This window comes from Gemmatimonadaceae bacterium (genome assembly GCA_036003045.1).
Lineage (GTDB): Bacteria > Gemmatimonadota > Gemmatimonadetes > Gemmatimonadales > Gemmatimonadaceae > JAQBQB01.
In genome coordinates this window covers 17,181-41,324 of the sequence record DASYSS010000042.1, presented here as the reverse complement: position 1 = coordinate 41,324, position 24,144 = coordinate 17,181, and the positions used below count along the sequence as shown (strand labels likewise).

Sequence of the window (24,144 nt, the reverse complement as noted above, 5' to 3'; positions counted from 1 at the left end):
GATGCTCACGACCGACACGTTGTTCGAGCTGCAGCGCGCCCTGATCGACGCGACCCTCGACGGGTGGCTGCTCTACGATTTCCGCGGGTTGAATCCGATCGCCGCGCAGCTCATGGGGCTCGAGGGGATGACGACGCGTCGCGCGTTCGCCTTCGTACCCGCGCGGGGCCTTCCCGTCGCTTTCATCCACGCGATCGAAGGCGGGCCGTGGCACCGTTGGCCGGCCGAATGGCAGCGAGAGACGTACGCGTCGTGGCGTAGCCTCGAAGCGCTGCTCTCGAAATACGTCGGCGGCAAGCGCGTGGCCATGGAGTATTCCGCCGGCGACGCGGTTCCGTACCTCGACCGCGTGCCCGCGGGCGTGATCGAGATGGTGCGTGCGTCGGGAGCGACTGTCGTATCGTCCGGCGAGCTGGTGACGCGCTTCTACGCCGCGTGGAGCGTGGACAACATCGCTTCGCACGAGCGGGCGGCGGAGGTGATCGCGGGCATCGCGCGTAAAGCGATGGCGTTCGCCGGCGAACGCGCGCGCACCGCCGAGCCTCTCGCTGAGCACGAGCTCATGGGCTGGATCCAAGACGAATTTCGTCGGGCCGGTCTCTGGACCGACCACGGTCCGAACGTTTCGGCGGGCGCGAACGCGGCGAATCCGCACTACGAGCCGTCGGTGGACGCGCCGCGCGCGATTCGCCCGGGCGAGATCCTGCTCATCGATCTCTGGGCCAAGGAGGACGGCGGCGTCTACGCGGACCAGACCTGGATGGCTTCCGTCGGAAAGCCGACGACCGAGGCCGTGGACATCTGGAACGCGGTGCGCGACGCGCGCGACGCGGCGATCTTGCTGGTGCGCGAGCGCGCCAAGGCCAACGTGCCGACGCGTGGCGCCGAGGTCGACGACGCCGCGAGAAAGGTGATCCAATCGCGCGGGTTCGGCGACTATTTCACGCACCGGACCGGACACTCGATTGACCCGCGCGACCTGCATGGGTCCGGTCCGCACCTCGACAACCTCGAAACCAGGGAAGAGCGCTTGTTGGTTCCGGGGATCGGGTTTTCGATCGAGCCCGGCGTTTACATCCCGGGCAAGATCGGGATGCGAAGCGAGGTCAACGTGTACATCGTGCCGGGCGAGGCCGTTGTGACGCCGCGCGACTATCAGCGGGAATTGTTAATCGTCTGAACGGCGGCCCGTAGGTTGTGAGCGGTCCACTCGTTGCGTCGAACCTTTGGGTACCGGCGGGAACGCCGTTTTCGATGACTCATCCAATGGTTCGAGAGCTTCTCCCGCGCCTGCGACGCGGTGTCGCGCTCTGGTCGATTTGTGGGGCGATCCTCACCATCGGGGCCTGTTCGAAGGACTCGCGCCCTTCCGCAAGCCACGCGGAGCGCGTCGCGATGGCCTCGAGCGACCCCACGGGCTTCGAGCTCTCCGCGACTCGCTATCGTCCGGCGGCTCTACCTGTGTCCGGCACGCTGATCGGAATGGTCGACTCGTCCGCGCTTCCGACGATCGAGGATTCGCTGCACGAGTGCGAAACGGGGACGAAGACGGCGCCGCATTCGAGAGCGGCGCTCGTCTGGCTCGCCGGTCTCGACTCGGGCAAAGCGCTCCCGATCGAGAAGCGCGCCGACCTGGCTAGCGAGGATTGCGGCCTCGATCCGAGCATCGTCGCGACGACCGTCGGATCGACGGTCAACGTGTACAACGACGACGCGGCGCTCCACCGCTTCGTCTTCAAGGGGAAACCGGTCGACAACAACGTCACGATGCCCTTCTTCAACACGGGCCAGGTCGTCGCCAGCGAGCGGCTCACGAAGCGCGTCGGCCTCGTCGACGTCACTTGCGCGCTTCATCCGTGGACGCGCGCCACGATCGCCGTTTTCGACCAGCCGTACTTCGCGGTGACGGACGAACGCGGACGATTCTCGCTCGATTCAGTACCGCCGGGAAGCTACACGCTCATGGTGTGGCGCCCCGACCTGGAGAAGCCGATCGAACGGAAAATCGAAATCACCGGCCAGCACACGACGAACTTGAACATCGGCCGGGGCGGGGAGGGCGGGGAGACGGTCGGGCTTCAGACCGCCGCGGGCGACATCCAAATTCCGAGCGGAACGAAGCGATCGAGGACCATCGCCGCGAAGAGCAGGGCGAGGTAGAGTAGAGAATACTTATAGAGCCGCCACGCCGGGGCGCTCCATTCGGTCGCCCGCATCACGCGCAGCACTTCGGTCACGAACTTCGCACCGAGCACGACGGCGCACGCCAGATAAACGACGCCGAGCGCGCCGAACGCCACGGGGAGCAGGGTGAGCGGCAGCAGGACGACGGTGTACCACAGCATCTGCCGTTTCGTCTCGCGTTCGCCCCAGACGAGCGGCGCCATCGGCACGTGGGCGCGATCGTAGTCGCGCTGTTTGAGCAGCGCCAGGGCCCAGAAGTGCGGCGGCGTCCAGTAGAACACGATCAGGAACAGGTACACCGCCAGCAGGTCGATCCGATTCGTCACCGCGGCCCAACCGACGAGCGGGGGAAACGCGCCCGCGGCTCCGCCGATGACGATGTTCTGCGGCGTGCTTCGCTTGAGCCAGCGCGTGTAGATGAAGACGTAGAAATAAAATCCCGCGAGCGCGAGCGCCGCCGTGAGAACGTTCGCCGCCGCGGCGAGCAGCCAGGTCGCCGCGGTGGAGAGCAGCACGCCGAACGCCAGCACCTGCTTCGGATGCATCCGTCCGCTCGGGATCGGACGCAAACGCGTGCGCGCCATGCGATCGTCGATGTCGCGATCGATGTACATGTTCACCGCGTTCGCGCCGCCCGCCATCAGGTATCCGCCGGCGAAGACCGCGAGCACGAGCGTCCACGCCGGTCGTCCGGCGACGAACATGGGCGCGATCGTCGTCACGAGCAGCAGCGAGATGATCCTCGGCTTCGTGAGAGCGACGAGGTCACGCCAGATCGAGCGGGTGCCGGTGATGGCGACGGCGTCGGTCATTGCTCGGTTGCCGGTACGGGCGGCGCTTGCCCGCCGAAGCGCGGTGCGGCGTCGATCGCAACGGCGGCCGCCGTGGCCTGCGGCGCGGTTCGGCGCGCGAGATACGCCAGCAGAAAACAACTCAGCCAGATGCCGACGCCGGTCGCTTCGTGGAGCGACCGGAGCACCGCGGGCAGCTTGAGCAGGATCATGCTCGACGCGAGCGCGAGCTGAAACACGACCATGCCGAGCGCGATGCCGGCCGTCCGTACGACGATCGGCGCTTCCTCGCTCCGGCGACGGCGAAGCATGGCGACGACGCCGATCAGATGGAGCAGCAAAAGCACCGCAATCGTGCGGTGGGTCATCTGCACGCCCACCGCCGTGGCTTCGACCGCGGCGTTGCGTCCGCACAGCGGAACCGACGTGCACGCGACCGCGGCGCCGGGCACCTTCGCGGTCAACCCGCCGAGGGCCACGGCGAACAGCGCGAGAATCGCCGCGGCGCGTCCCGACCTGGCGGCGCGAGAGGTCCCTCGTTGTCGCCGCGCGCTCAGACCCCCGAGCGCGCCGCTGCGCACCGCTGTGGTCGCGACGAGGGCGAGCACCGTCATCGCGACGAGCCAATGCGCGACCGTGGCCCACGGCGCGTTGCCGAATTTCACCGTCACGCCGCCGAGGGCGGCCGCGAAAAGCACGGCACCGAGCGCGCCGGCCGACGAGCGCAAAACGCCGCCACGCCCGCCGACGCCGGCCTCATGGCGAGCGCGCAGCGCGGCGAGCACCATGAGCGTGACGCTCGCGACGAGAATCGACGCGAGGTATCGGTGCGTGACTTCGACGACGAGATCCGGCCTGCTGAACGGCGGGAACCAGTAACCGTAACACTTCGGCCAGTTGTTGCCGCATCCCATGCCCGACCCGGAGATGCGCACGATGGCGCCGAACACGAGGTGCAGGCACGCCGTGACGAGCGCGAGGAGCGAGAGCCGACGGACCGCCTTCATCGCGAGGTCATCGAATCAACGACCGCCGTGGCACCTTGGCCATGCATGGCGTGCCATGTGGCGACGAAAAGAAATGCGAGCGCGATGCCTGGCACGGCGGCCCAACACACCTCGAGGGCGCGCCGCGCCAGAGACGCGGGTTCATCGGAGCTCGGGGAGGGAGCCTGCGCCGGAGAGACGAGCGAAGAGCGAACGATCGCCGATTGGGCGACGGCACAACACGCGACGGCGATCCAGAACAGGCCGTCGGCGAAACGATTGACCATGCGGGCGAGAGATGTCGAGAGGAACTACGGCCATAAAAGCTAGCGCGCCGAACGCTCTCGTGGAGCGTCGGCGCGCGGGCCCTGCGTGGATTTCTCGCTCAGCTCTTGTGACTGATCGAGTAGACGTAGGCGGAGACGGACTTGACCTGATCCGGCGTGAGCTGCGCTCCGCCGAACGGCAGCATCGGACTGGAATACGGCGGCGTCGGTTGGGGCATGCCGGTCGTCACGCGCTTCTGAATGAAGTCGTAGCTCCCGTCTCCCGTGAGCCACTGCTGTTTGTTGGCCAGCGGCGGTGCGAGCGGCGTTCCCGCGGCGTCCGGGCCGTGACACGTCTGACAAAGTCCACCCGCCTTGAGCCCGTGGAAGATGCTGTCGCCTTCGGCCAGCATCGCGGGCGTCGCACCGGCCGGAGCAACACCGGGCATCGGCGTCGGAAGCGCGGCAGCCGCACCGCCCGGCGCGGCTGCCGCGGCCGTCGCACCGGCGCCGCCCGGCGCCGCAGCGGCCGATTCGCCTCCAGCCTTCTTCTCTCCACCGCCGCACGCTACGGCGAGCGCGGCAAAGAGTCCAACCACGGCGACCGTGCGTCCATCGAGACGTGCGGAGCTGCGACTGCCGTTCCGGGTTTTCATGTGTTCCTCAATTTCGTGTTGGGTTCCCCGCGCGGGCGGAATCGATCCACCGGTGAAGGAATCGTCGTCTCGCGCCCATAGGGCGCCCAAGTCCGTTGCATTCGTCATGCCGATGGACCCGCTTGTCTTCGTCGCCTCGCCCGGGCGCTTCACTGGAGCTACCATATGGAATGGCCGACGTCTCTCCCCGATCTTCCGCTACGCTCGCCCCCACAGAACTGCCACGGCGGCTTGGTCTGTGGAGCGCGATCGCCGTCGTCATCGGCATCACGATCGGCTCCGGCATCTTCCGCACGCCGGCCAGCGTTACGAACCGCCTGCCTGGTCCGGTTCCGCTCTTTGGGGTTTGGATCGCGGGCGGTGTCGTCGCGCTGTGCGGCGCGCTCACGCTGGCCGAGGTCGCCGGGTCGTTTCCCGAGACGGGCGGCATCTTCGTCTTCATTCGCAACGCCTGGGGACGCCTGCCCGCCTTCCTCTTCGGTTGGGCCGAGCTGGCGATCATTCGCGCCGCGGCGCTCGGCGCGATCGCAACGACGTTCGCCGAGTATCTACTGAAGGTATTGGGCTACGAGCCGACCAAGCCGCCCTACGATAGTTGGGTTCATTACGTCGCCGCGGCTGCGATCGCCGTCATCGCCGCGCTCAACTATGTCGGCGTCCGGTGGGGTTCGCTGCTTCAGAACATCACGACGGTCGCGAAGTATTTCGGTTTGTTGTTCATCGTTGTGGCGGCCATCGCGATCGGGCTGCCCAAGTACGGCGGGCATTTCACACCTGCGCTTCCAGCCGGGAGCTTTTCGATCGCGCCATTCGGCTTGGCGCTCGTATCCGTTCTCTGGGCGTACGACGGCTGGGCCGACCTCGCCTTCATCTCCGGAGAGGTGAAGGATCCGGAGAAAAACCTTCCGAGAGCGTTGATTCTCGGCACGTGCGCGGTCGTCGTCGTGTATCTGCTCGCGAACATCGCGTACCTGAGCGTCATGCCGGTTGGCGACATTCGGCAATCGAAGCTCGTTGCGGCCGATGTCGCAACGAAGGTGGTCGGGCCGGCGGGCGCGGTTCTGGTCTCGATCCTGGTGATGCTGTCCACGCTCGGCACGCTCAACGGTTCGATCCTCACGAATCCGCGTGTGTTCTTCGCCATGGCCGCGGACCGGCTGCTCTTTCGGAAGATCGCCGCCGTGCATCCGCGCTACGAAACGCCCTACGTCGCGATCACTCTCGCGGCAGTGCTCGGCATCATCTTTGTGCTGATGCGCACCTTTGAACAACTCGCCGACACGTTCGTCACGGCGATTTTGCCCTTTTATGCTCTGGGTGTGGCGTCGATCTTCGCGTTCCGCCGCCGAGCGGGATACAAGCCGGCGTTCCGAGCGCCGCTCTATCCCGTGGCGCCGATCCTCTTCGTGCTGGCGACGATCTACCTGCTCGCCAACGCGCTGATCGATCCGAGCAGCCGGTGGCCGACGCTTTCGGTGTTCGGCGTCATTCTGCTCGGCATTCCCGTGTACTACGCGACGGTGGGTCGGACGCCGCGCGCCGCGCTCGAATCATCGCGCGCGCCGTCGCCGGGAGACTGATTAGAAGATCTTCAAGTTGATGTACTTCTTGGGGTTCTTCTTGAAGTCGGCGACGAGCGAATCGATCTGGGCGAGCAGATGCACGCTGTTGGAATACAGCGTCGTATCGGTCATCAACTTCTGCAGCGAGCCGTTGCCCTTTTCCATCTTGTCGGCGAACACGCGCAGCTGAGTCGTCGCCGTGTCGAGCTGCGACGAGATCCGTTGCAGGTTCTGCGTCGACGCCTGCACGTTCGCGATCGCCGAGGCAATTCTCGCCGAGTCGATGGCGCCGCTGGCTCGGACGAGCGCGCTGTCGAAATGGCCCGCCGTACCACGGAACGTCTCGAGCGTCGCCGTAAAATTCTTGTTCTGCTGAGCGGCAATCTCCTGGAACTGCGCGGAGAGCGCCGCGGCCGACAAAATCACCTTGTGCACGTCTTTGAGCGTGCCGGCTTCGATCACCTGCGTCTGGAGCGAGCGCGTGAGCAGAGAGATCGTCTGCCCGATCGTGTCCATCCGCGTCAGGATCTGATTGAAGTCGGCCGCCGGCGGACCCGGGGGCACGGTGTCGCCCGACGCGTACGACGCCGACGTGAGCGGCACCGGCGGCGTGAGCGCGATCGCCACGTCGCCGAAGATGCCGACCGGCTTCACGACGGCGTTCGACCCTTTGGGGACCGAATACTGGTCGTCGATCCGCAGCATGACGTCGAGGTAGCCGTCCCGGCGGAGCGTCACGTCGCCGACGTACCCGACGTTCACGCCGGCGAGCAGCACCGGCTGTCCCTGCTTGAGGTTCTGCCCCCAGGCGAAGCGCGTGTAGAGCGGATAGCCCGACCGCAAGCCACCACGCGCCAGCCAGAGCGACCCGAGGATCAGGACGATGACCGCGACCGTGATGAGAATGCCGACGGTGACTTCGTCGCGACGCTTCATGTCTGGAGGAAGGGAGCCAGCACGCCCGCCGTGAGTGCATCGAGCACGAGAATCGTCACCGACGTGATGACGACCGCGCGCGCCGTCGACCGCCCGACGCCCTCGGCACCGGCCTCGGAAATGTAACCCTCATAGGAGCAGACCAAAGCGATCGCGGCCCCGAACATAGTCGCTTTGAGCAGGCTGTAGACCACCTGGAACGTTCCGAAGCCGAGTCGCAACCCGGTAATGAAGTCCGCGGCGGTAACATCGGTAACATGGACCGAAACCACGTAGGCGCTGCCCAGCCCCACGGCGTCCGCCAGCACGACCAGCGTCGGCAGCATGACGATGGCGGCCAGCAGGCGCGGCACGATCAGGAAGGCGACAGGATCGTAGGCGAGCGTCTCCAGCGCGTCGATCTGTTCGGTGACGCGCATCGTTCCGATCTCGGCGGTCATGCGCCCGCCGACGCGGCCGGTGAGCACGAGTCCCGTAAGCAGCGGTCCCAGCTCGAGCACGATCATGAGCCGGCTGGCGAGTCCGATGATCGACAGCTCGACGCCCGGAAAGAGCTGATACCGCGTTTGAATGGCGATGACCCCGCCGATGAATGCGGCGACGATCACGGTGAGCGGCACCGAGTCGACGCCGATGTTCTTCATCTGGCGGATCGTCTCGGGGACGTACGTGGCCGGGTCGCCGAAGCCGCGCGCGATGTCGCGCAGGAAATACGTGCGTTGGCCGACGTCGCGAAACACGTTGATCCAGTAGCGCGTGACGCGCCGGAAGAACCGGATCGACGTGCGTTGAACGACCGGGTAGGCCTGTGTCTCTTTTGTGATTGCGTGCGACGGGCGGGGTCCCGTCAAGTCCGTACCCGGACGAGCAGAAACAGCCCGACGATGCCGAACATCGCGCCGGGAATCCATGCCGCGAGGTCGGGCGGGATCACGCCCTTCGCGCCGATCGCGCGCGTCAGCTGGATCATGAGGAGAAAGATCATCGTCGTGGCAAGGCTGATGGCAATGCCATAGGCCGAGCCGCCGCGCTGCGTGCTCGTCGCGAGCGGCGCGCCGAACAACGCGATGATGATGCACGTCGCCGGGATCGCGATCTTGAGAGCGCGTTCCACCCGCAGCACGTTGGCGTCACCGCCCGAGCGCTCGAGCGCCGTGATGAACCGGGTGAGCTCCGCGTAGCGCATATCCTGCGCTTCGCGCGGTTTCGCCATCATGTCGCTCGGATGCTCCCTGAAGTGGGCGTCACGCGCCGACGCGAACGAGACGGCGAAGTTGGACTCGCGGTCGCTCACCACTTGGAGATGTCCATGGCGCAGCGTCCACCCGTCGCGGCGGGCGTCGAACGAGGCGGAATCCGCCGTCAGCACGTACGTCGGATATGTGGGCCCTTGGCCCTTTCGCTCGATCTGCAACTGGCGGATCTGCCCCGAGTCGGTGCGGAGCTCGTACGCCTTGTAAACCCGGCCGTAGTCGCTGGCGAACGCGAAGTTGAAGCGGCTCGTGCCGACCTGCGCCTTGTCTTCCTGAAGGAGCCGGCTGCGCCGCTGGTTCGTGATCGGCACGACCTCGCCGAGCCCCAGGTCGAGGATCGAGGCGAACATCGCGCCGAAGAGAATCGGAACGACGAGGCGGTGAAAGCTGATCCCGGACGCCTTTGCCGCGGTCACCTCGGAATGGCGAGTGAACGCGCCGATCGAGAAGACGGTCGCGAACAACACCGCCGCCGGCAGCACGAGGAACATCGAATCAGGAATCCAGAACAGATAGCTGAGCGCGATGTCCCCGGCCGGAATCCGCCGGTCGAGGTAGCTCTGGACATGATCGGTCAGGTCCATGATCACGAGCAGGAAGGGAAATCCGAGCGCCGTGATCGAGAAGATTCGCCAGAACTCGACGAAGACGTAGCGGTCGAGCGGCCGAAAGAGGCGCACGGTCAGGCGTCTCCCTTGCGCCGCTGCTCCCACCAGAAGCGCAGCGAGTCCACCATCTCCCCGAAGTTCCCGCCGCGCGCCGTCGCCGTCTCGTGCCCCATTCTCGTGATGAGCAGGATTCCGACGATCGCGAAGACGACGTTGCCGGCCCACATCGCCCAGAACGGCGACAGCAGGTTGTGGTTGGCGAGCGCCTCGCCGGCGTTGAGGCCGACGTAGTAGACGGAGAAGATCAGGAAGCTCGCGATGAGCACGAGTCCCACGCCGCCGCGCGGAAAGCGCAGCGAGATCGGCGCACCGACCAGCACGAGAACGACGCACGCCGCGGCGAGCGAAAATTTCTTCTGAATCTCGATTGCGTAGCGGTTTCGCCAATGCCGCGCGTCGTCGAGGCGGATCTTGGCGTCGGCGGTCTCGCTCGCGATGAGCGTCTTGAGATCGGCTCCGGTCGCCGCGCCTGCCGACGGCGGCGCGGCGACGCCCCTCGCCGGGTTGGGCGAGACGGGCGGCGGCGACGGAACAGCGGACGGCTTGGCGGAAGGCATGACCGCCGGCGCCGCGCCGATGGGTCGAATGTTGGGCGGCACCGGCTGAGCGCGGGGGGCGGGCGTCTTTCCGTTCACCGGAAGCGTCGGATGTGCCGCGGCGGTCTCCGGAATGAACGCGCCGGCCGGGATCTGGGTTCGCAAAACCTTCTTGAACACGCCGTTGAGCATCACCAATACCGAATCCGACTTCACGAGCGGCTTGGTGGCGCTCTTCGCCGTGTCGAGCGGTTTCTTCGACGTGTCGGGCCGCTGCTTCGTCGTGTCGCGATGGTGGGTCGTGTCCTGACCCTGACGCCGGAGGAACATCCCCAGCTCGGCAGCCTCGGCCCGCTTGGGCTCGAGCAGGTTTCCGATGTGCAGCTTGTTCGTGATGAAGTTGCAGTACAGCGCACCGATCCCGCCCGCCTTTGGAATGGGCTTGCGCATGGGCGCCGTGGTCGTGTCGCCGCGCTCCTTCATGACCCGCCAGAACGCGAGGAGGCTGTCGCTGTAGGCGTTTTGCAGCGCGATGTTGCGCTTCTCGTACTCCGCCTGCATCTCGCACACCGACATCTCGCGGTCGCCCTTCGAGGTCGTGTCGGCGTCGATCGTCTTGAACACGTTGGCCACGTCTTTCACGCGCATCTCGTCCTGCCTGTAGTAGATGCGGTTGAGCTGTCCGGGCTGATTCGACGGCGCGGACATCATCATGCCGTCGTAGAGGTGCAGAATCAGATCGGTCTTGTTGCTGGCGAACGACAGCGTGCCGTGGTCGGCGAAGATCGTCTTACGCTTGGTCGGGTCGTAGACATCGTAGATCGTGATGTCGCGCATGCGCCCCGACTGGTCGCGGTCGATGTACCCGGCGCGCAGGTAGAGCTGCCCTTCCTTGATCGGATTGATGACCTGCTCCTTGAGCGCGAAGCTGGGTTTCGTACGGAGGATCGCCAGCTGGAGTGTCGCCAACTCGTGATTCGCGCTCGAGAGGACCTGGTCGTTGAACCAGAGCATGAAGAGCGCGAGGACAGTCGACATGGCCAACACGGGCCACATGAGCGAGCGTGTCGACACGCCGCTGGCCTTGAGCGCCGTGATCTCGTTTTCCGACGCCAGCCGGCTGAACGCGAAGAGCACCGCCACCAGCACCGACATGGGCAGCGTGAGCGCGACCGTGAGCGGGATCGACAGGATGAAGAACTCGACGATCACCTGCCACGAGAGTCCGCGTCCGACCAGGTCACCGAACTTTCGCGCGATGAACTGGAGCAGCATGAACGACGTGAGCGCCGAGAGGGCGAAAAAGAACGGCCCGACGTGTTCCTTCAGGACGTAGCGGCTGATTTTCTTCACGTGTTCAATGGGCGGGTCGCGATCGGTCGTCTGCTGCGGAACTTCAAGTACTCCACAGGGTTGTACGGCCGTGGCTGGCCTGTATATTCCACCCACCGCCAGCTCGAATTCAAGGCTCCCTCGAGACGCGACCCCCCGCGTCCCGAGAGCGAACGGAGCAGGTCCACGACACGAGCCGTCGGCGGGTTCTTACCCCTCCGTTAGGGTTTGGTGCGACCCCTGTTTTCCGCGACGCGAGCTGTCCTGATCGCGCTCGCCGTTGGACTCGCCTGGGGTCCGCCGGCGAGATCGCAGACGCCGCCCACACCCGTCCTTCCCGCTCGGCCGCCCGCCGACACCGACACAATCCGTCGGCCGCGCGCGCCCGTGCCTGGAACGACGACCATCCCCGGCCTCGAGTTGCCACTCGAGCTGAATCTGCGGGTCGAGGGCAAGAAGGAGCGGGACCGCAACCTCGTCTGTACGAACCTCGAGGCCATCCAGACGAGCGCGGTTTCCGGCTGCAACGCCGGCTTTTTGCCCTGGTCGCTCCAGCCGACCGTGGCCATCAAGAGCTCGGGCGTCGTGGCCGACCGCTGGCATGTGAACATCGACTACGACATGCAGCGGGAGTTCGACGCGTCCAACTCGCTGTCGCTGTACTACGAGGGCACCCCCGGGTCGAAGTGGCAGCGGGTCGACGTGGGCAACGTGACCTTCACGCCGCCCCCGTCGCGGTTTCTCTCGGCCAACCTGCCGACGGGAAACTATGGCCTTCAGATCACGAATCAGTTCGGGCCGCTCCGCTTCCAGTCGATCTTCGCGCAACAGAAAGGAAACGTCGGCCAGACGCGCCAATTCACGATCGGCAGCAGGGCGCAGCAGGCGAACGCGCGCGACATCGACGACTACCAGATCGAGCGGCTCCGCTTCTTCTTCACGATCGACCCCGCGCTCCTCGGCGGCAGCCGGGCGGGGGCGTTGCCGAACATCGACATCCTGAATCGGTCGCAGATCGACGCGCTGCGCCGCGCGTTGCCGGACACGTTGCGTCCTACGCTCGTCCGCATCTATCGCCTCCAGTTCGGCACGCAGCCGCAGAATCCGGGCGGCCCCCGTTTTCGAGTGCGAGGCGGGCAGACGAACGGCACCGCCGTCTACGACCTTTTGCGCGAAGGCGTGGACTACGTCATCGACCGGTCGCTGCTCTGGTTCGCGCTCGTGCGGCCGCTGAATGAGTCCAACGAGCGACTCGTCGTCGCGTACAACGTGAAAATCAACGGCCGCGACACCGTCTGGACGACGACCGGGGGAACGCCCGACCTGCAGTTTGTGCCGGGCCGCGACCAAGTGGCCAACCTCGTCATGGATCCGACGGTCGGCCCCACCTCGGCCGCGTTCCGCAACGAGATCCGCTCCGTCTATCGATTCGCCGGAAGCAACCTCGCGCGCGAGACGGCCAAGATGCGGATCGTGACGGGAAGCGGCCGACTTGAGCATCCGATCGCCGGCTCGGACGCGACGTTTCTCCAGATGTTCGGTCTCGCCCAAACGGCGAATCCGGCCGAATTCGACGCCGAGAACCGAATCTGGCCTCGGCGGAGCGATGCAATCTTCAACCTGGGCGGCGGCGCGGCGGACATCCGCAACGGCCAGTCGCTCGACGTCGCCTACGCGATCCACGACTACTTCCTCGTGTTTCCGTCGCTCCACCCGTTCAGTGCGCGCGACTCCGGTGGTCTTGTGGTGCCGGGAAATCCGACCAACGACGACATCTACACGATACCGGGCGAATACATCTATTCGCCGCAGCATCCGGCGTCGTTGTATCGCATGAGCGTTCGCTACGAGACGGAGAGCACGGAGCAGGGAGGCGCGATCCTGATCGGCGCGGGCTCGATTCGTCCCGGCTCCGAGCAAGTCGTGATGGACGGCCGCCAACTCGTGCGCGACCTCGACTACCGCGTCGACTACGACCTCGGGCGGATCGAGTTCATGCGCGCCGACACCGTGCTCTCCGCGCAGCGGCACGTGGACGTGCGTTATGAGGAGAACGTTTCATTCGGTGCGGCGCCGACGACGCTCGCCGGTTTCATGTCCGAGCTCCCCGTTTCACACGGGACCCTCGACTTCTTGGCGATCAATCAATCGCAGAGTACGTCGTTCAACCGGCCGGAGTTGGGACTGCAGGGCAACTCGACGCTCACGACCGGCGTTACCGGGCGATTCAATTGGGATCTGCCGGGGCTCACGAGTCTGGCGAGCCGTCTTCCGTTCGGTGAATCGAAGGCCGTGTCCCACTTCTCGTTCAGCGCCGAAGTCGCGCACAGCAACCCGCAGTTCTTGGCGCGCAACCAGGGCACGGCGTACATCGAGACGTTCGACGCCAACGGCGGGACCACGATCGCCCTGGCCGACCAGGCATGGCTCTACAGCAGCCTGCCGGCGTACGGACACTCGCTCGCGGCGCCGTTCGGCGGCTCGTTCTTCGATCCATCACACGCGGCGACGCTGGTCTGGCAGACGAACGTTCAGAGCCCGGGCGGACGACGCCTCGCGTTCACGGACAGCGCGATCGATCCGCGGCTCACGTTCGTCGGCTCGGGAATTCGCTTCACGGAACCGGTGCTTTGGCTCACGTTGCTTCCGCTCGACCAGGTCGGCCGGTACGACATTCAATCGCGGAGCTACAAATGGACCGACAACAGCGCGGCCGCGGTGGCGTCGCGGCGGTTCCGGAGCATACAAACCGTCCTCAGCCCCGCCGGGCTCGACCTGACGCGCGGTGAGTTTCTCCAGTTCTGGACGCTGCTCGACACGACTGGATTCGCGCGTGCGTCGAACCCGACGCTGATCCTCGACTTTGGCGACGTCTCCGAGAACGCTCTGCGCTTCGCGCCCGACACGATGAAGATCGCCGGGAGCGACACGACGTTCAGCGCGAAGCATCTCGTCGGCTTCGACAACCCGATTCCGGCGACGGAGCGCGACGCGTTCTCGCGGTCGTTCAACGCCGCGATCAACGACACGGGTCTCCCGGGGGACATCGCCGACACGATCGTCGCGATCGACGCGACGGGGGCTCATCGGTCGACGAACGTCCGCGTCTGCCGGGCCGCCCCCGGCGCGCTCGACGTCATCGGCGATCCCCGCACCAACTGCACGGTGGCGAACAACAAGCTCGACGAAGACGACATCGACATGGACAACGCGCTCAACTTCTCGAACGCGCAGCGAGAGAGCGAGCGGATCCTGCGGTACGTCGTCGACCTGACCTCGCCGACCGCGATCACGCGCGTGGGAGGAAAGTTCACCGACACGCTGTTCGTTCGAGGGCAACCGCAGCCGCGGACGCGCAATTGGGTTCTCGTGCGCGTTCCGTTCAAGACGCCGACGGACTCGCTCAACGACGTCAACCGGCGCAAGCTGCGCGCGCTGCGCCTCACGATCGTGTCGGCGCAGGGCCAGGGGGACGCCGAAGTGCCGGTGCAACTGCCGATCGCCGAATTGCAGGTCGTCGGCGCGCGTTGGCTCGACCGGAGCAACCAGACGCTCGCTGGAATCGCCGGCACGCACCAGGACGGCGGCTTCGTGATCACGTCGTCGATCGGCACGACCGATTCGAGCGCCGCCGTCGCGTATCAACCGCCCCCGGGCGTCGTGAACGAAGCCGCGCAGAAGGGCGCGCAGTTTCAGGGCACGCTCACGACAACCAACGAAGCCTCGCTCCGAATCCAGACGGGCAACCTGCCGCTCTATCATCGCGCCGAGGCGTTTTTCCGATTCCCGGCGGGGCCGCAATACTTCATGGCGTTTCAACGGCTCAACGTCTGGGGGCGTGGCGTCGGGCACGGTTGGGGGCAGAGCGGCGAGCTCCAGATGTACATCAAGGTCGGGCGAGACGAGAACAACTTCTACATGTATCGCGCGCCGGCGAACGATGGGAGGACCGCCGCGGCGTGGACCGACTTCGCGATCCAGCTCGGCAAGTTCATCGACCTGCGGAAGAGGATTCAGGCCGCGTACCTCTCCGGAACCACGTCCTCGATCGCATGCACCGGCGCCGACTCGGCGATCATCGCTGCGTCGCCGCTCCCGATGGGCATCGTGTCGCGCCGTTTCGCGGCGTGCGAGGACGGGTACATCGTCTACACGATCGATCCGGCCGTGACGGCGCCGAATCTGAGCGCCGTGCAGGAGGTGGCCGTCGGCATTGTGCGCGTGGCGGCGGCCGGCGGCGCGGGCTCGGCGCCGATCAACCCGACGGACACGCTCGAGCTCTGGGTCGACGACGTGCGATTGGACCAGCAGCTCAACACGGGCGGCACCGCCGCGTCGATGACCGCGCGTCTCAACATGGGCGACTTCGCCGATTTTCAGGCCATGCTCAGCAATCGCGATCCGAACTTCCGGCAGCTGGGAGAACAGCCTTCGTTCGAGACGGAGCGCAACATCGACGTGCGGGCGACGCTCCGTTTGGAGAAGCTGCTTCCGGCTGGAGCCGGCGTGGCGCTGCCGCTGACGATTAGCAAACTCTCATTGGCCGAGGATCCGCTGTACCTCGAGCAAACCGACATCTCGGGAAAGGGAATTTCGGGGCTGCGCAAGCCGCGCAACGACCTCACGACGTACAGTCTCACGGCGCGGCGATCGACGCCGATGGGCGGGCCGCTCGGACCGGTGATCGACAACCTGGCGCTCAATTCGTCGTACACGACAGGCGTGGACCGAACCGAGTTCCAGGACGGAAATCAGAACACGCTCGCGGTAGGCGTCGACTATCTCGTCGCGGGAGGCATGCCGCAGACAGCGACGCTGCCCGGCTTCTTCGACGGCGCGCTCGCCGCGCTGCCCGGTTTTCTCCAGGCGGGGCCAGTCTCTGCCCTTCGGGCGGCCGCCTTCCGCTGGAATCCGACCGAATTTCGCGTGAGCACCGGGTTCGTGCGCGGCAACGACCGCCGAGTGTCGTTTCTCAATCCGACAGGAAGCGTCGCGGACGATCCCAGCGTGAGCACGGCGTCGACGCGTCTCTGGCGCAATGCCGGGGCGTTGGCGTTTCAACCCACGGGCGGAACCGCGCTTCGCTGGGAGATTCAATCGCTCCGCGACTTCCGCGATTACCGCGACACGACCGGCGAGTCGAATCAGCTGCCGCCGATCGTCGTCGGGCCGGGGTTCGAGCGCGAGCGGTCGATGGCCAGCAGCGCGTCGTTCACGCCGACGTTCTCGTCCTGGTTCCGGCCGCGCGCGGATCTGTCGACGCAGTACGACATGCTGCGCGATCCAAACGTCCGGTCGTTCGCGACGCTGCCGGGCGTGATCGGTGTGGACAGCGTGCTCGCGACGCACGATTCGCTCGCGGCGCTCGATCGGTCACTCCCGCGTCGCATGACCGCCGCCCAAACGATCGGAGTCGGAACGACGATCGATGTCACGCGCGCCTTCGCGGCTTACGCGCGCGACTCGAGTCTCATACGCCGCATGGGTACGTCCTTCACACCCATCGACGTTTCGTTCACGCGGAGCCTGCTGGGCGACGTCGACGCGTCGGCGAAAGCGCCGCCGCTGCCGTTCGAGCTGGCGCTGGGAGGACCGTCGTCGTTCCGCTACGTGAACGGTGCCGCGGCGACCGCCGCGGGACAGACCGGGACCTGGAACGCCGCGAGCTCCGTCCGTCTCTTGGGCGGCGCGGCGATCGACGCGCGCTTTCAGCACATCACGACCGCCAACTGGATTGCGCGCCCCGACTCGGCGCAGCTCCAGGCGCAGGCGAACGGAACGCAGACCCGCTTCCCGGACGTCACGCTGCGCTGGGGATTTCGTCCGGCCCCAGGAGGACCGTTCAGCGCGATCGACGCGAGCGCCGGCTATCTGCGCACGACGGCATCCGTGTCGCTGCCAGGGCTCGACCCCGGCGATTCCCCGGAGATTCGTCGCAGCCACGCCGAGACGTATCCGTTTGGCGGATCGGTCATCTGGGCGGGACGCGGATCCTTGAGCACCAGTGCGCGGTACAGTCTTACGACGCGGTTGGACAGCCTGCCCGGCAGCCTGGCGCGCACGCGCGGCAACGAGCTCACGATCGACGCCGGACGGTCGTTCCACGTCCCCGAGAGCCTCGGCCTCGGCCTACGCAGCGATCTCAGGACCCACTTCGGCTTTCAGCAATCTCACAACCGGACCTTCGTGCTCGACTCGACAGGCGCGTTCCAGAGCCGCTTGGCGGACAACGGACGGCAGTCGTTCAACCTGGCCGCGGACACGAACCTGCAGGACGGTCTGGTGTTCACGCTCCAGGCGTCGCACATCGTGACGTTCGACAACAACCTCAATCGGCGCTTCGCGCAGACCGTGCTGTCCACGGTGCTACAGTTCCAGTTCTTCGGCGCCGCCAAGTAGATCGCTGAAATGACCAATTCCACTAACGTACAGTCTATTACCGGACGAGACCTTTCCGTGCGAATGCTCAGCCTTCTCTGTGCCTCCATTCTCGTATTGAGTGGGTGCGACCGCTTCGGTGGAGGCGGCGCGAAGACGGCGTTCGACGGCCAGGCCGCGCTGGGCTACGTGAAGGCGCACCTCGCGTTCGGGCCGCGCACCCCCGGCACCCCGGCGCACGACTCCGCGGCCGCGTGGATCGTCGCGCAGATGAAGCAGCGTACGGACAGCGTGACCGTGCAGCGTTGGACGCAGACGACGGCGGACGGCACCAAGCTGCCGCTTCAGAACATCTTCGCGCGTTTCAATCCGGCGGCGACGCAGCGCGTGCTCTACGTGACGCATTGGGACACGCGTCCCAAGGCCGACGACGACCCGAACTTCGGCAACAAAGCGCGCCCGATCCTCGGCGCAAACGACGGCGCGTCCGGCGTCGGATTGTTCATGGCGCTTGGCGACGTCTTCAAGAAAACGCCGCCGTCGGTCGGCGTGGATCTGCTGTTCGTCGACGGCGAAGATTGGGGCGCGTTCGACTCCGACAGCGGGGGCAACTACCCGGACGCGCTCTTCGGATCGCAGTACTTCGCGAGCCATCTCCCGTCGCCGAACTACAAGCCGCTCTTCGGCGTGCTCTGGGACATGATCGGCGACGCCGATCTGCAGCTCTACCAGGAGGCCAACTCGGTGCAGCGCGCGCCGGAGGTCGTGAGCCGAGTGTGGCAGACCGCGTCGGACCTGGGCTACTCGAAGTACTTCATCAGCCAGGTCGGCCAACAGATCACCGACGACCACGTGCCGTTGCTCAACAAGGGGCTGCGTGTGATCGACGTGCTCGACATTCAGTACGGCCCGCTACCCGCCGGTCACGACGCGTTCACGCAGTCGAATCCCAACTATCACCACACGATGCAGGACACGTTCGACAAAGTGTCGGCGAAGAGCCTGCAGGCGGTGGGCGACGTGGCGGTGGCGTTGGTGAAGTGAGAAGCGGTCGCCGGTTCCGGTTACCGGTCTCCGTAAGCTGACAGCTGTCAGTCCCGGATACCGGTGACCGGTCCCCGGCAGTTCTATGGCTTTGCCTTCCCGTTACTCACGTCCTCTGCCATCCGCAGCGCGTTGTAGGCATTCACGATTCCGCCGGTGACGGAGAGAGTGCCGAAGGGGACCATGTCCTTGGATTCGTCGCCCGGGCGTTTGACGACCTGGGACTGAAATTTCGCCGTCGAGGCGAGGATGATTTTTCGGATGTCGCCCGCCGAGAGATTCGGGTAGTAGCTCATCACGAGCGCGGCGACGCCGGTGACGACGGGGGCGGCCATGCTCGTGCCGCTGTCGCGCTCGTACTCGTTCCCGGGCACGGTCGAGAGAATGTCCACGCCCGGCGCGAACAGATCGACCTGCTGCTGGCCGTAGTTCGAGAAGGTCGCCGGCAAATTCTCGCCGCCCTTCCACGATGACGCGCCCACCTCGATCCAGAGGGTCGGGTGTCCGCCGTCCAAATACGTCGGGGTCGGGAAGTTCTTCGACTTGCCGAGATCCTCGCCGTCGTTGCCCGCGGCGTGCACCATGAGGACGCCGTGCGCGTCGGCGTACTTTACCGCTTCGTCGACGGCGGCTTTGTAGGGAGAGAACGCCTTTCCGAAGCTCATGCTGATGATCTGCGCGCCGTTGTCGACAGCGTAGCGGATCGCGTTCGCGACGTCCTTGTCGCGCTCGTCGCCGTCCGGCACGGTGCGGACCATCATAAACGTGACTGACGGGGCGATGCCGTCGACGCCGATGCCGTTGCCCCGGACGGCGCCGATGATTCCGGCAACGTGCGTCCCGTGCTTCGCGTCTTGGCCCATCACGTCAGAGTTGCCGTACGTGTGCTGATGCCAGTCCGTATAGTTGTCGCCGACGACCGTGCGCGGATTGAAATCCGGGTTGAGGCCGTTCTTCAGCTGTCCCTCGAGCGATTTGAGGCCGTCGCTGAGCACGGTTTCCGTCGCTCCTTCGCCGGCGAGCTGCAGGTAGATCTGCTTCGCCTGCGAGAGTTGCTGGCTCGTGGCCGACAAGGCCTTCACGTTCGCGACGCTGAGGGTGTTCGGCGCTACTGCTTGCTTGAGCATCGGCGTGATCTGGTGCAGAACGTCGAGTGCACCCTTGTAGTTCGCCACCGAGCTCTGGATCGTGTTGCGCTGTTTCTCGAACGCCGCCGTGATCTCGGCGCAGCGCGCCGCGTCGGTGATCGGGGCCGAGCCGCTCGCGGCCGCGCCGCCATGACAACGGGCGTACTCGCGCGTCACCTCGAACGTGTCGAAGTGCACGTCCTGGCCGTCTTTGCCGCCGATGAAATTCCAGCCGTGGATGTCGTCGACGAATCCGTTGTGGTCGTCGTCGACGTCGTTGTGCGGCGTCTCCTTCGGGTTGATCCAGAGGTTCGCTCGTAGGTCCGCGTGCGCCGTGTCGATCCCATTGTCGATGATCGCGACGAGCACCCGCTTCTTCGGCGCTTTGCCCGCGAGCAGCTCGTTCATGGCGCGCTCGGAGCTGATGCCCGGAATGTGGTCGATGCCTTCGTCGAGTAGCTGCCAGTTGCGCGGCGGTTCGGCGAGCGTGACCGGCGGAATGCTCGTCGGCTGTGTGGCCGCGGGCGCGGTCGGCGCGGCGGTCGGAGGCGGCGTCGGGGTGGGGGTGGGACGCGTCGCGACAGTACTGGGCGCGCCGCAGGCGACCGCAAACAGGAAAAACAGCGACGTGACACGTGACGACTTCATGTGCGATTCCGGTCGAAGATTCGTGGAACGATAACGGGCCAAAACCCAGGGTGTTAGCTAGCTTACGCGATTTTTACCCGGCTCGGGTACGCCCCAGCACGCGCGATGGGAGAATTGAATTCACGCAGCAACTCGGCCACCGCCGCTTTGGCGGACGCGTCGTTTCCGCTCACTGCAGGGACGACTCTTTCTGTGAACCCAAACCCGACGCGAATTCAAAGGATTCTCGTTGCAAGGATTCGGTGACGCTGGACGCGAATGACATCGGTAGCTTTGCCCCATGTCACTTCGCCCAGATCAAAAAGCCCTCGTATTCCTCGGCGCGGTCGCTGTGCTTGGAGCCGCTGTACGCGTGTCACGGGCCGCGTCGCGCGGCGACGTGCCTCGCAATGAACAGGCCGCTCTCGACCGGCAGATGGCGTCGGCAGACTCTGCAGCAAACGCCGGTCGATCGGCCGAGCGATCACGAGCTCCCGGCGGTCGCGGCCATCGCCCAAAAGCGCGCTCCCAAACCTGGCCAGCCGATTCGGCCTCGTCGGCTGCGGATACGGGACAGGGTAAGCCGTCGCGACGAAAGCGCGGCGAGCCGCGCACCGGACCTGGCTACATAAATGGAAAGCTCGATCTCGACGTGGCCACCGCGTCGCAAATCGATTCGTTGCCGGGCGTTTCGCCGACGATGGCGAAACGAATTGCCGCGGATCGCATGAAGCGCGGCCCCTTCCTCAACCTCGACGGGCTGAGACGGGTGATCGGTGTGGGGCCGAGCTTCGCGCGGCAACTCGATTCGCTCGTGACGTTCTCCGGCGTCTACTCGCAGGGGGCCGCGAACGACAGCGCCATCCGGGGGCGTCCGCGCAAACCGAAACGAGGGGGCGCTATGCGACCTGCGGCGCTGCGAACAAGGGGGCCGCCACCAGCGCTGTCGCACCTCTGAGCCTCGGGAAGCTGCTCGCCGGTTCCGGCACCAGTGGAGTCTCCGCGGCAAGCGCTGTCAGCGCGCGTTCGCGGATGACGCTCGTCATCACCGGTTCGAGCTGCTCCCACGCCTCGGTGATTTCACCGCCGACGAAGATCTGCGCCGGGTTGAGCGTGTTGATGATTACCGAGAGTCCGCCGCCCAAGTGCCGAGCGGTCTCCTCGAGTGCGTTGATTGCTCGTCGCTCTCCCGAACGTGCGCGTGAGATCACGTCGTCGATGGTGAGCCCCGACTCCTGGAGCATCCGCCGGCTTTCCGTCGGCGAGAACTCGTGGCCGAGGTAGCGGGAGAGGGTGGCGAGGTTGGAGGTGTAGGCCTCGAGGCAGCCGCGGGCGCCGCAGAGGCATTTTGGTCCGAGCGGATCAACGGCGACGTGTCCGAACTCGCCGGCGGTGTTGTTGTGGCCTCGAACCACTTCGCCGTTCATCACGATTCCAGCTCCGACGCCGTCCGACACGGTGACGTACGCGAAATCGCGCGGGGCATCTCCGCCGCGCTGGCCCAGCCACATCTGGGCGAGCGCGCAGGCGATCGGTGCGTTTTCGATGTGGACCGCGAGGCCCGTCGCGTCGGCCAATTCGTCGCGAATATCCACGTCACGCCAGCCGAGCTGCGGGGCATTGAGCACTCGCCCGGTGGAGTGATCGACCATGCCCGGGACGACGAGGCCGATGCCGTTGCATTTCCCCGCGGCCCGGTGCGATTTCAGGAGGCGACCGATGCGCTTGGTGAGGTTGGCGGTCAGGCCTTTGGGGTCGACGATCGTATCGAAGGAGTCGGCGGCGATGGCCTCGCCGCTGAAGTCGGCCAATTGGAGGAAGGTTCGGCTGAATCGAACGTCCACGGCGACTACCAGGCGGTCGCGCGTGCGGACGTAGAGCATCATGGGTTTCCGCCCGCGGGGGGCGTCCACAGTGGAGCCTTCGTAGATGGACCCGTCGTCGAGCAGCTCACTTATCAGTGATGTCACCATCCCTCGTCCCACGTGCATACGCCGGGCGAGCTCCGCCCGCGAGATCGGCTGGTGCTCGCGGACGAGGTTCAGCACGATTTGCCGGTTGATCTCGCGGGGAGTCGACCGAGTTGCTCGAACGAAGCTGCGAGTATTGATCTTCCGCACGATGGGCGATGGGGCGATTCGACGGTGCAGGGCGCTGGGGATGGAATGGTAGAAACAGCCGTCCGTCCCGGCAGCCCTGGTTCGGGGCGAAATTTGGATCGGTCAGGGGCCGGCACTAACGGTCCGCCGATATTGTTCGTAATTTGAACAAATGTGGCGCCGCTTCAAGTCTCCCACCCGACGGACAAGCGAACCATGAGGCGCGGGATGCATCGGCCGCTGGTTCTGCACGCCGACCGGTTCTTCGATTCCGACCCGGAAATTCGGCACGCGGCGCGGGCGCTCTACGAGGAAACGCGCGACCTCCCGCTGATTTGCCCCCACGGCCACGTCGATCCGGCGATCTTGGCGAACGATACCGCGTTCCCCGAGCCGGCGTCGCTCATCGTGATCCCGGATCACTACATCGTCCGGATGTTGTACTCGCGCGGCGTTCCGATGGAGTCGCTCGGCATTCCGGCGCGCGATGGGACCGTGGTGGAGACCGATCCGCGGCGCATTTGGCAGACGTTCGGCGACCACGCGCACCTCTTTCACGGAACGCCGACGGGGCTCTGGCTCGACCACGAGTTGCACGAAGTGTTCGGCGTGAAGGTGCGGTTCGACGCCGAATCGGCGCAGTATGTCTACGATCAAATCGCCGAGCGTCTCGCGTCGCCCGAGTTCCGGCCGCGCCGGCTGTTCGAGCGCTTCAACATCGAGATACTGGCGACGACGGACGCGGCGAGCGACTCGCTCGTGCACCATCGCGCGATCCGCGCCTCGGGGTGGCGCGGTCGCGTGATTCCGACCTTCCGGCCGGATGCGGTGTTTCGGATCGCCGCCCCAGAGTGGGCGTCGGAGCTCGAGTGCCTCGGTCAAGCGAGTGGAGGGGCGATCCCGAACTACGCGTCGTTCGTCGACGCACTCGAGAAGCGGCGCGGGGTGTTCAAGTCGCTTGGCGCGACCGCGACGGACCACGCAGTGGTCGAGCCGTTCGCGTCGCGGATGTCCGACCAGGATGTGTCGGCGATCTTCGTGCGAGCGCTTCGCGGCGAAGCGACGCCGGCGGATCAGCGGCGCTTCGAGGCGCACATGCTGATGGAGATGGCGCGTATGTCGGTCGACGACGGGTTGGTCATGCAGCTCCACCCCGGCGCGCTCCGCGACCACAATCGTCAGGTGTTCGACCGATTCGGCGCGGACCGCGGCGCCGACATCCCCGTGGCCACCGAATACACGCGCAATCTCGCCGAGTTGCTGAATGCGTACGGCAACGACGAGCGATTCTCGATGGTCTTGTTCACGCTGGACGAGTCGGCGTACGCACGCGAGCTCGCGCCGCTCGCCGGACAGTACCCGGCGCTTCGCCTCGGTCCGCCATGGTGGTTCCACGACTCGATCGAGGGCATGACGCGGTATCGGCAACAAGTCACCGAGACGGCCGGGATCTACAACACCGCCGGCTTCAACGACGACACTCGCGCCTTCTGCTCGATTCCCGCGCGACACGATCTTTCTCGGCGCGTGGACGCGAACTTCCTCGCGGGGCTCGTGGTGCGGCACATCGTGGAGGTCGACGACGCGCACGTGATGGCGCGAGCGCTCGCCTACGATCTCGCGCGCGAGACGTATCGAGTCGCACCCGCCGTGCAACCGGCCGCCGAACGCCCGCTCGCGGCTGCGAGGACTTAGTCGC

16 protein-coding genes are annotated in these 24,144 nt (G+C 65.9%); 6 read left to right on the top strand and 10 right to left on the bottom strand.

Annotated elements, in window-relative coordinates; genetic code table 11:
- The first annotated feature begins 1 nt into the window (after nt 1).
- Nucleotides 2–1,180, top strand: coding sequence for a Xaa-Pro peptidase family protein (locus tag VGQ44_10410; GenBank protein HEV8447226.1), 1,179 nt, complete (start codon nt 2–4; stop codon nt 1,178–1,180).
- 215 nt (nt 1,181–1,395) lie between these two features.
- Nucleotides 1,396–2,160 (top strand): carboxypeptidase regulatory-like domain-containing protein, encoded by a 765-nt coding sequence (locus VGQ44_10405; GenBank protein HEV8447225.1) that lies wholly within the window; start codon nt 1,396–1,398, stop codon nt 2,158–2,160.
- On the opposite strand, the gene VGQ44_10400 is transcribed toward VGQ44_10405, so the two are convergent.
- From VGQ44_10400 to VGQ44_10385, 4 genes are all read right to left on the bottom strand, one after another.
- Nucleotides 2,079–2,996, bottom strand: a complete 918-nt coding sequence (locus VGQ44_10400) for a heme o synthase (GenBank protein ID HEV8447224.1) — start codon at nt 2,994–2,996, stop codon at nt 2,079–2,081. The two genes, VGQ44_10405 and VGQ44_10400, sit on opposite strands and share 82 nt — an antisense overlap.
- Nucleotides 2,993–3,982, bottom strand: coding sequence for a COX15/CtaA family protein (locus tag VGQ44_10395; protein ID HEV8447223.1), 990 nt, complete (start codon nt 3,980–3,982; stop codon nt 2,993–2,995). Before VGQ44_10395 ends, VGQ44_10400 begins: the two co-directional genes overlap by 4 nt.
- Complete coding sequence (locus tag VGQ44_10390) at nt 3,979–4,248, bottom strand: hypothetical protein (GenBank protein ID HEV8447222.1); 270 nt, start codon at nt 4,246–4,248, stop codon at nt 3,979–3,981. The genes VGQ44_10395 and VGQ44_10390 overlap by 4 nt, the downstream gene beginning before the upstream one ends.
- A 98-nt stretch (nt 4,249–4,346) precedes the next feature.
- The gene (locus VGQ44_10385; protein HEV8447221.1) at nt 4,347–4,883 is read right to left on the bottom strand and encodes a cytochrome c; all 537 of its coding nucleotides are present in this window, start codon (nt 4,881–4,883) and stop codon (nt 4,347–4,349) included.
- Between the two features lie 170 nt (nt 4,884–5,053).
- Between VGQ44_10385 and VGQ44_10380 the strand changes: the two genes are divergently transcribed.
- Nucleotides 5,054–6,463, top strand: a complete 1,410-nt coding sequence (locus tag VGQ44_10380) for an amino acid permease (GenBank protein HEV8447220.1) — start codon at nt 5,054–5,056, stop codon at nt 6,461–6,463.
- Here the strand turns inward: VGQ44_10380 and VGQ44_10375 are convergent, their stop codons facing one another.
- The 4 genes from VGQ44_10375 to VGQ44_10360 are packed head-to-tail and all read right to left on the bottom strand — an operon-like array spanning nt 6,464 to nt 11,191.
- A complete protein-coding gene (locus tag VGQ44_10375) occupies nt 6,464–7,381 on the bottom strand; it encodes an MlaD family protein (protein ID HEV8447219.1) in 918 nt (305 codons plus the stop codon).
- On the bottom strand, nt 7,378–8,232 hold the full coding sequence (locus VGQ44_10370; protein HEV8447218.1) for an ABC transporter permease: 855 nt from the start codon (nt 8,230–8,232) through the stop codon (nt 7,378–7,380). The genes VGQ44_10375 and VGQ44_10370 overlap by 4 nt, the downstream gene beginning before the upstream one ends.
- The gene (locus VGQ44_10365; GenBank protein ID HEV8447217.1) at nt 8,229–9,314 is read right to left on the bottom strand and encodes an LptF/LptG family permease; all 1,086 of its coding nucleotides are present in this window, start codon (nt 9,312–9,314) and stop codon (nt 8,229–8,231) included. Before VGQ44_10365 ends, VGQ44_10370 begins: the two co-directional genes overlap by 4 nt.
- A gap of 2 nt (nt 9,315–9,316) precedes the next feature.
- The gene (locus VGQ44_10360; protein HEV8447216.1) at nt 9,317–11,191 is read right to left on the bottom strand and encodes an LptF/LptG family permease; all 1,875 of its coding nucleotides are present in this window, start codon (nt 11,189–11,191) and stop codon (nt 9,317–9,319) included.
- 210 nt (nt 11,192–11,401) lie between these two features.
- On the opposite strand from VGQ44_10360, the gene sprA reads away from it, so the two are divergent.
- Both sprA and VGQ44_10350 read left to right on the top strand, forming a co-directional pair.
- Complete coding sequence (sprA, locus tag VGQ44_10355; protein ID HEV8447215.1) at nt 11,402–17,569, top strand: cell surface protein SprA; 6,168 nt, start codon at nt 11,402–11,404, stop codon at nt 17,567–17,569.
- Between the two features lie 63 nt (nt 17,570–17,632).
- The gene (locus VGQ44_10350; protein HEV8447214.1) at nt 17,633–18,592 is read left to right on the top strand and encodes a M28 family peptidase; all 960 of its coding nucleotides are present in this window, start codon (nt 17,633–17,635) and stop codon (nt 18,590–18,592) included.
- A gap of 83 nt (nt 18,593–18,675) precedes the next feature.
- On the opposite strand, the gene VGQ44_10345 is transcribed toward VGQ44_10350, so the two are convergent.
- Together VGQ44_10345 and VGQ44_10340 are read right to left on the bottom strand one after the other, a co-directional pair.
- Nucleotides 18,676–20,367: a S8 family serine peptidase gene (locus tag VGQ44_10345; protein ID HEV8447213.1), complete on the bottom strand. Its 1,692-nt coding sequence runs from the start codon at nt 20,365–20,367 to the stop codon at nt 18,676–18,678.
- A gap of 878 nt (nt 20,368–21,245) precedes the next feature.
- On the bottom strand, nt 21,246–22,394 hold the full coding sequence (locus VGQ44_10340) for an ROK family transcriptional regulator (protein HEV8447212.1): 1,149 nt from the start codon (nt 22,392–22,394) through the stop codon (nt 21,246–21,248).
- Between the two features lie 279 nt (nt 22,395–22,673).
- On the opposite strand from VGQ44_10340, the gene uxaC reads away from it, so the two are divergent.
- Nucleotides 22,674–24,140, top strand: coding sequence for a glucuronate isomerase (gene uxaC / locus VGQ44_10335; protein HEV8447211.1), 1,467 nt, complete (start codon nt 22,674–22,676; stop codon nt 24,138–24,140).
- Nucleotides 24,141–24,144 lie beyond the last annotated feature (4 nt).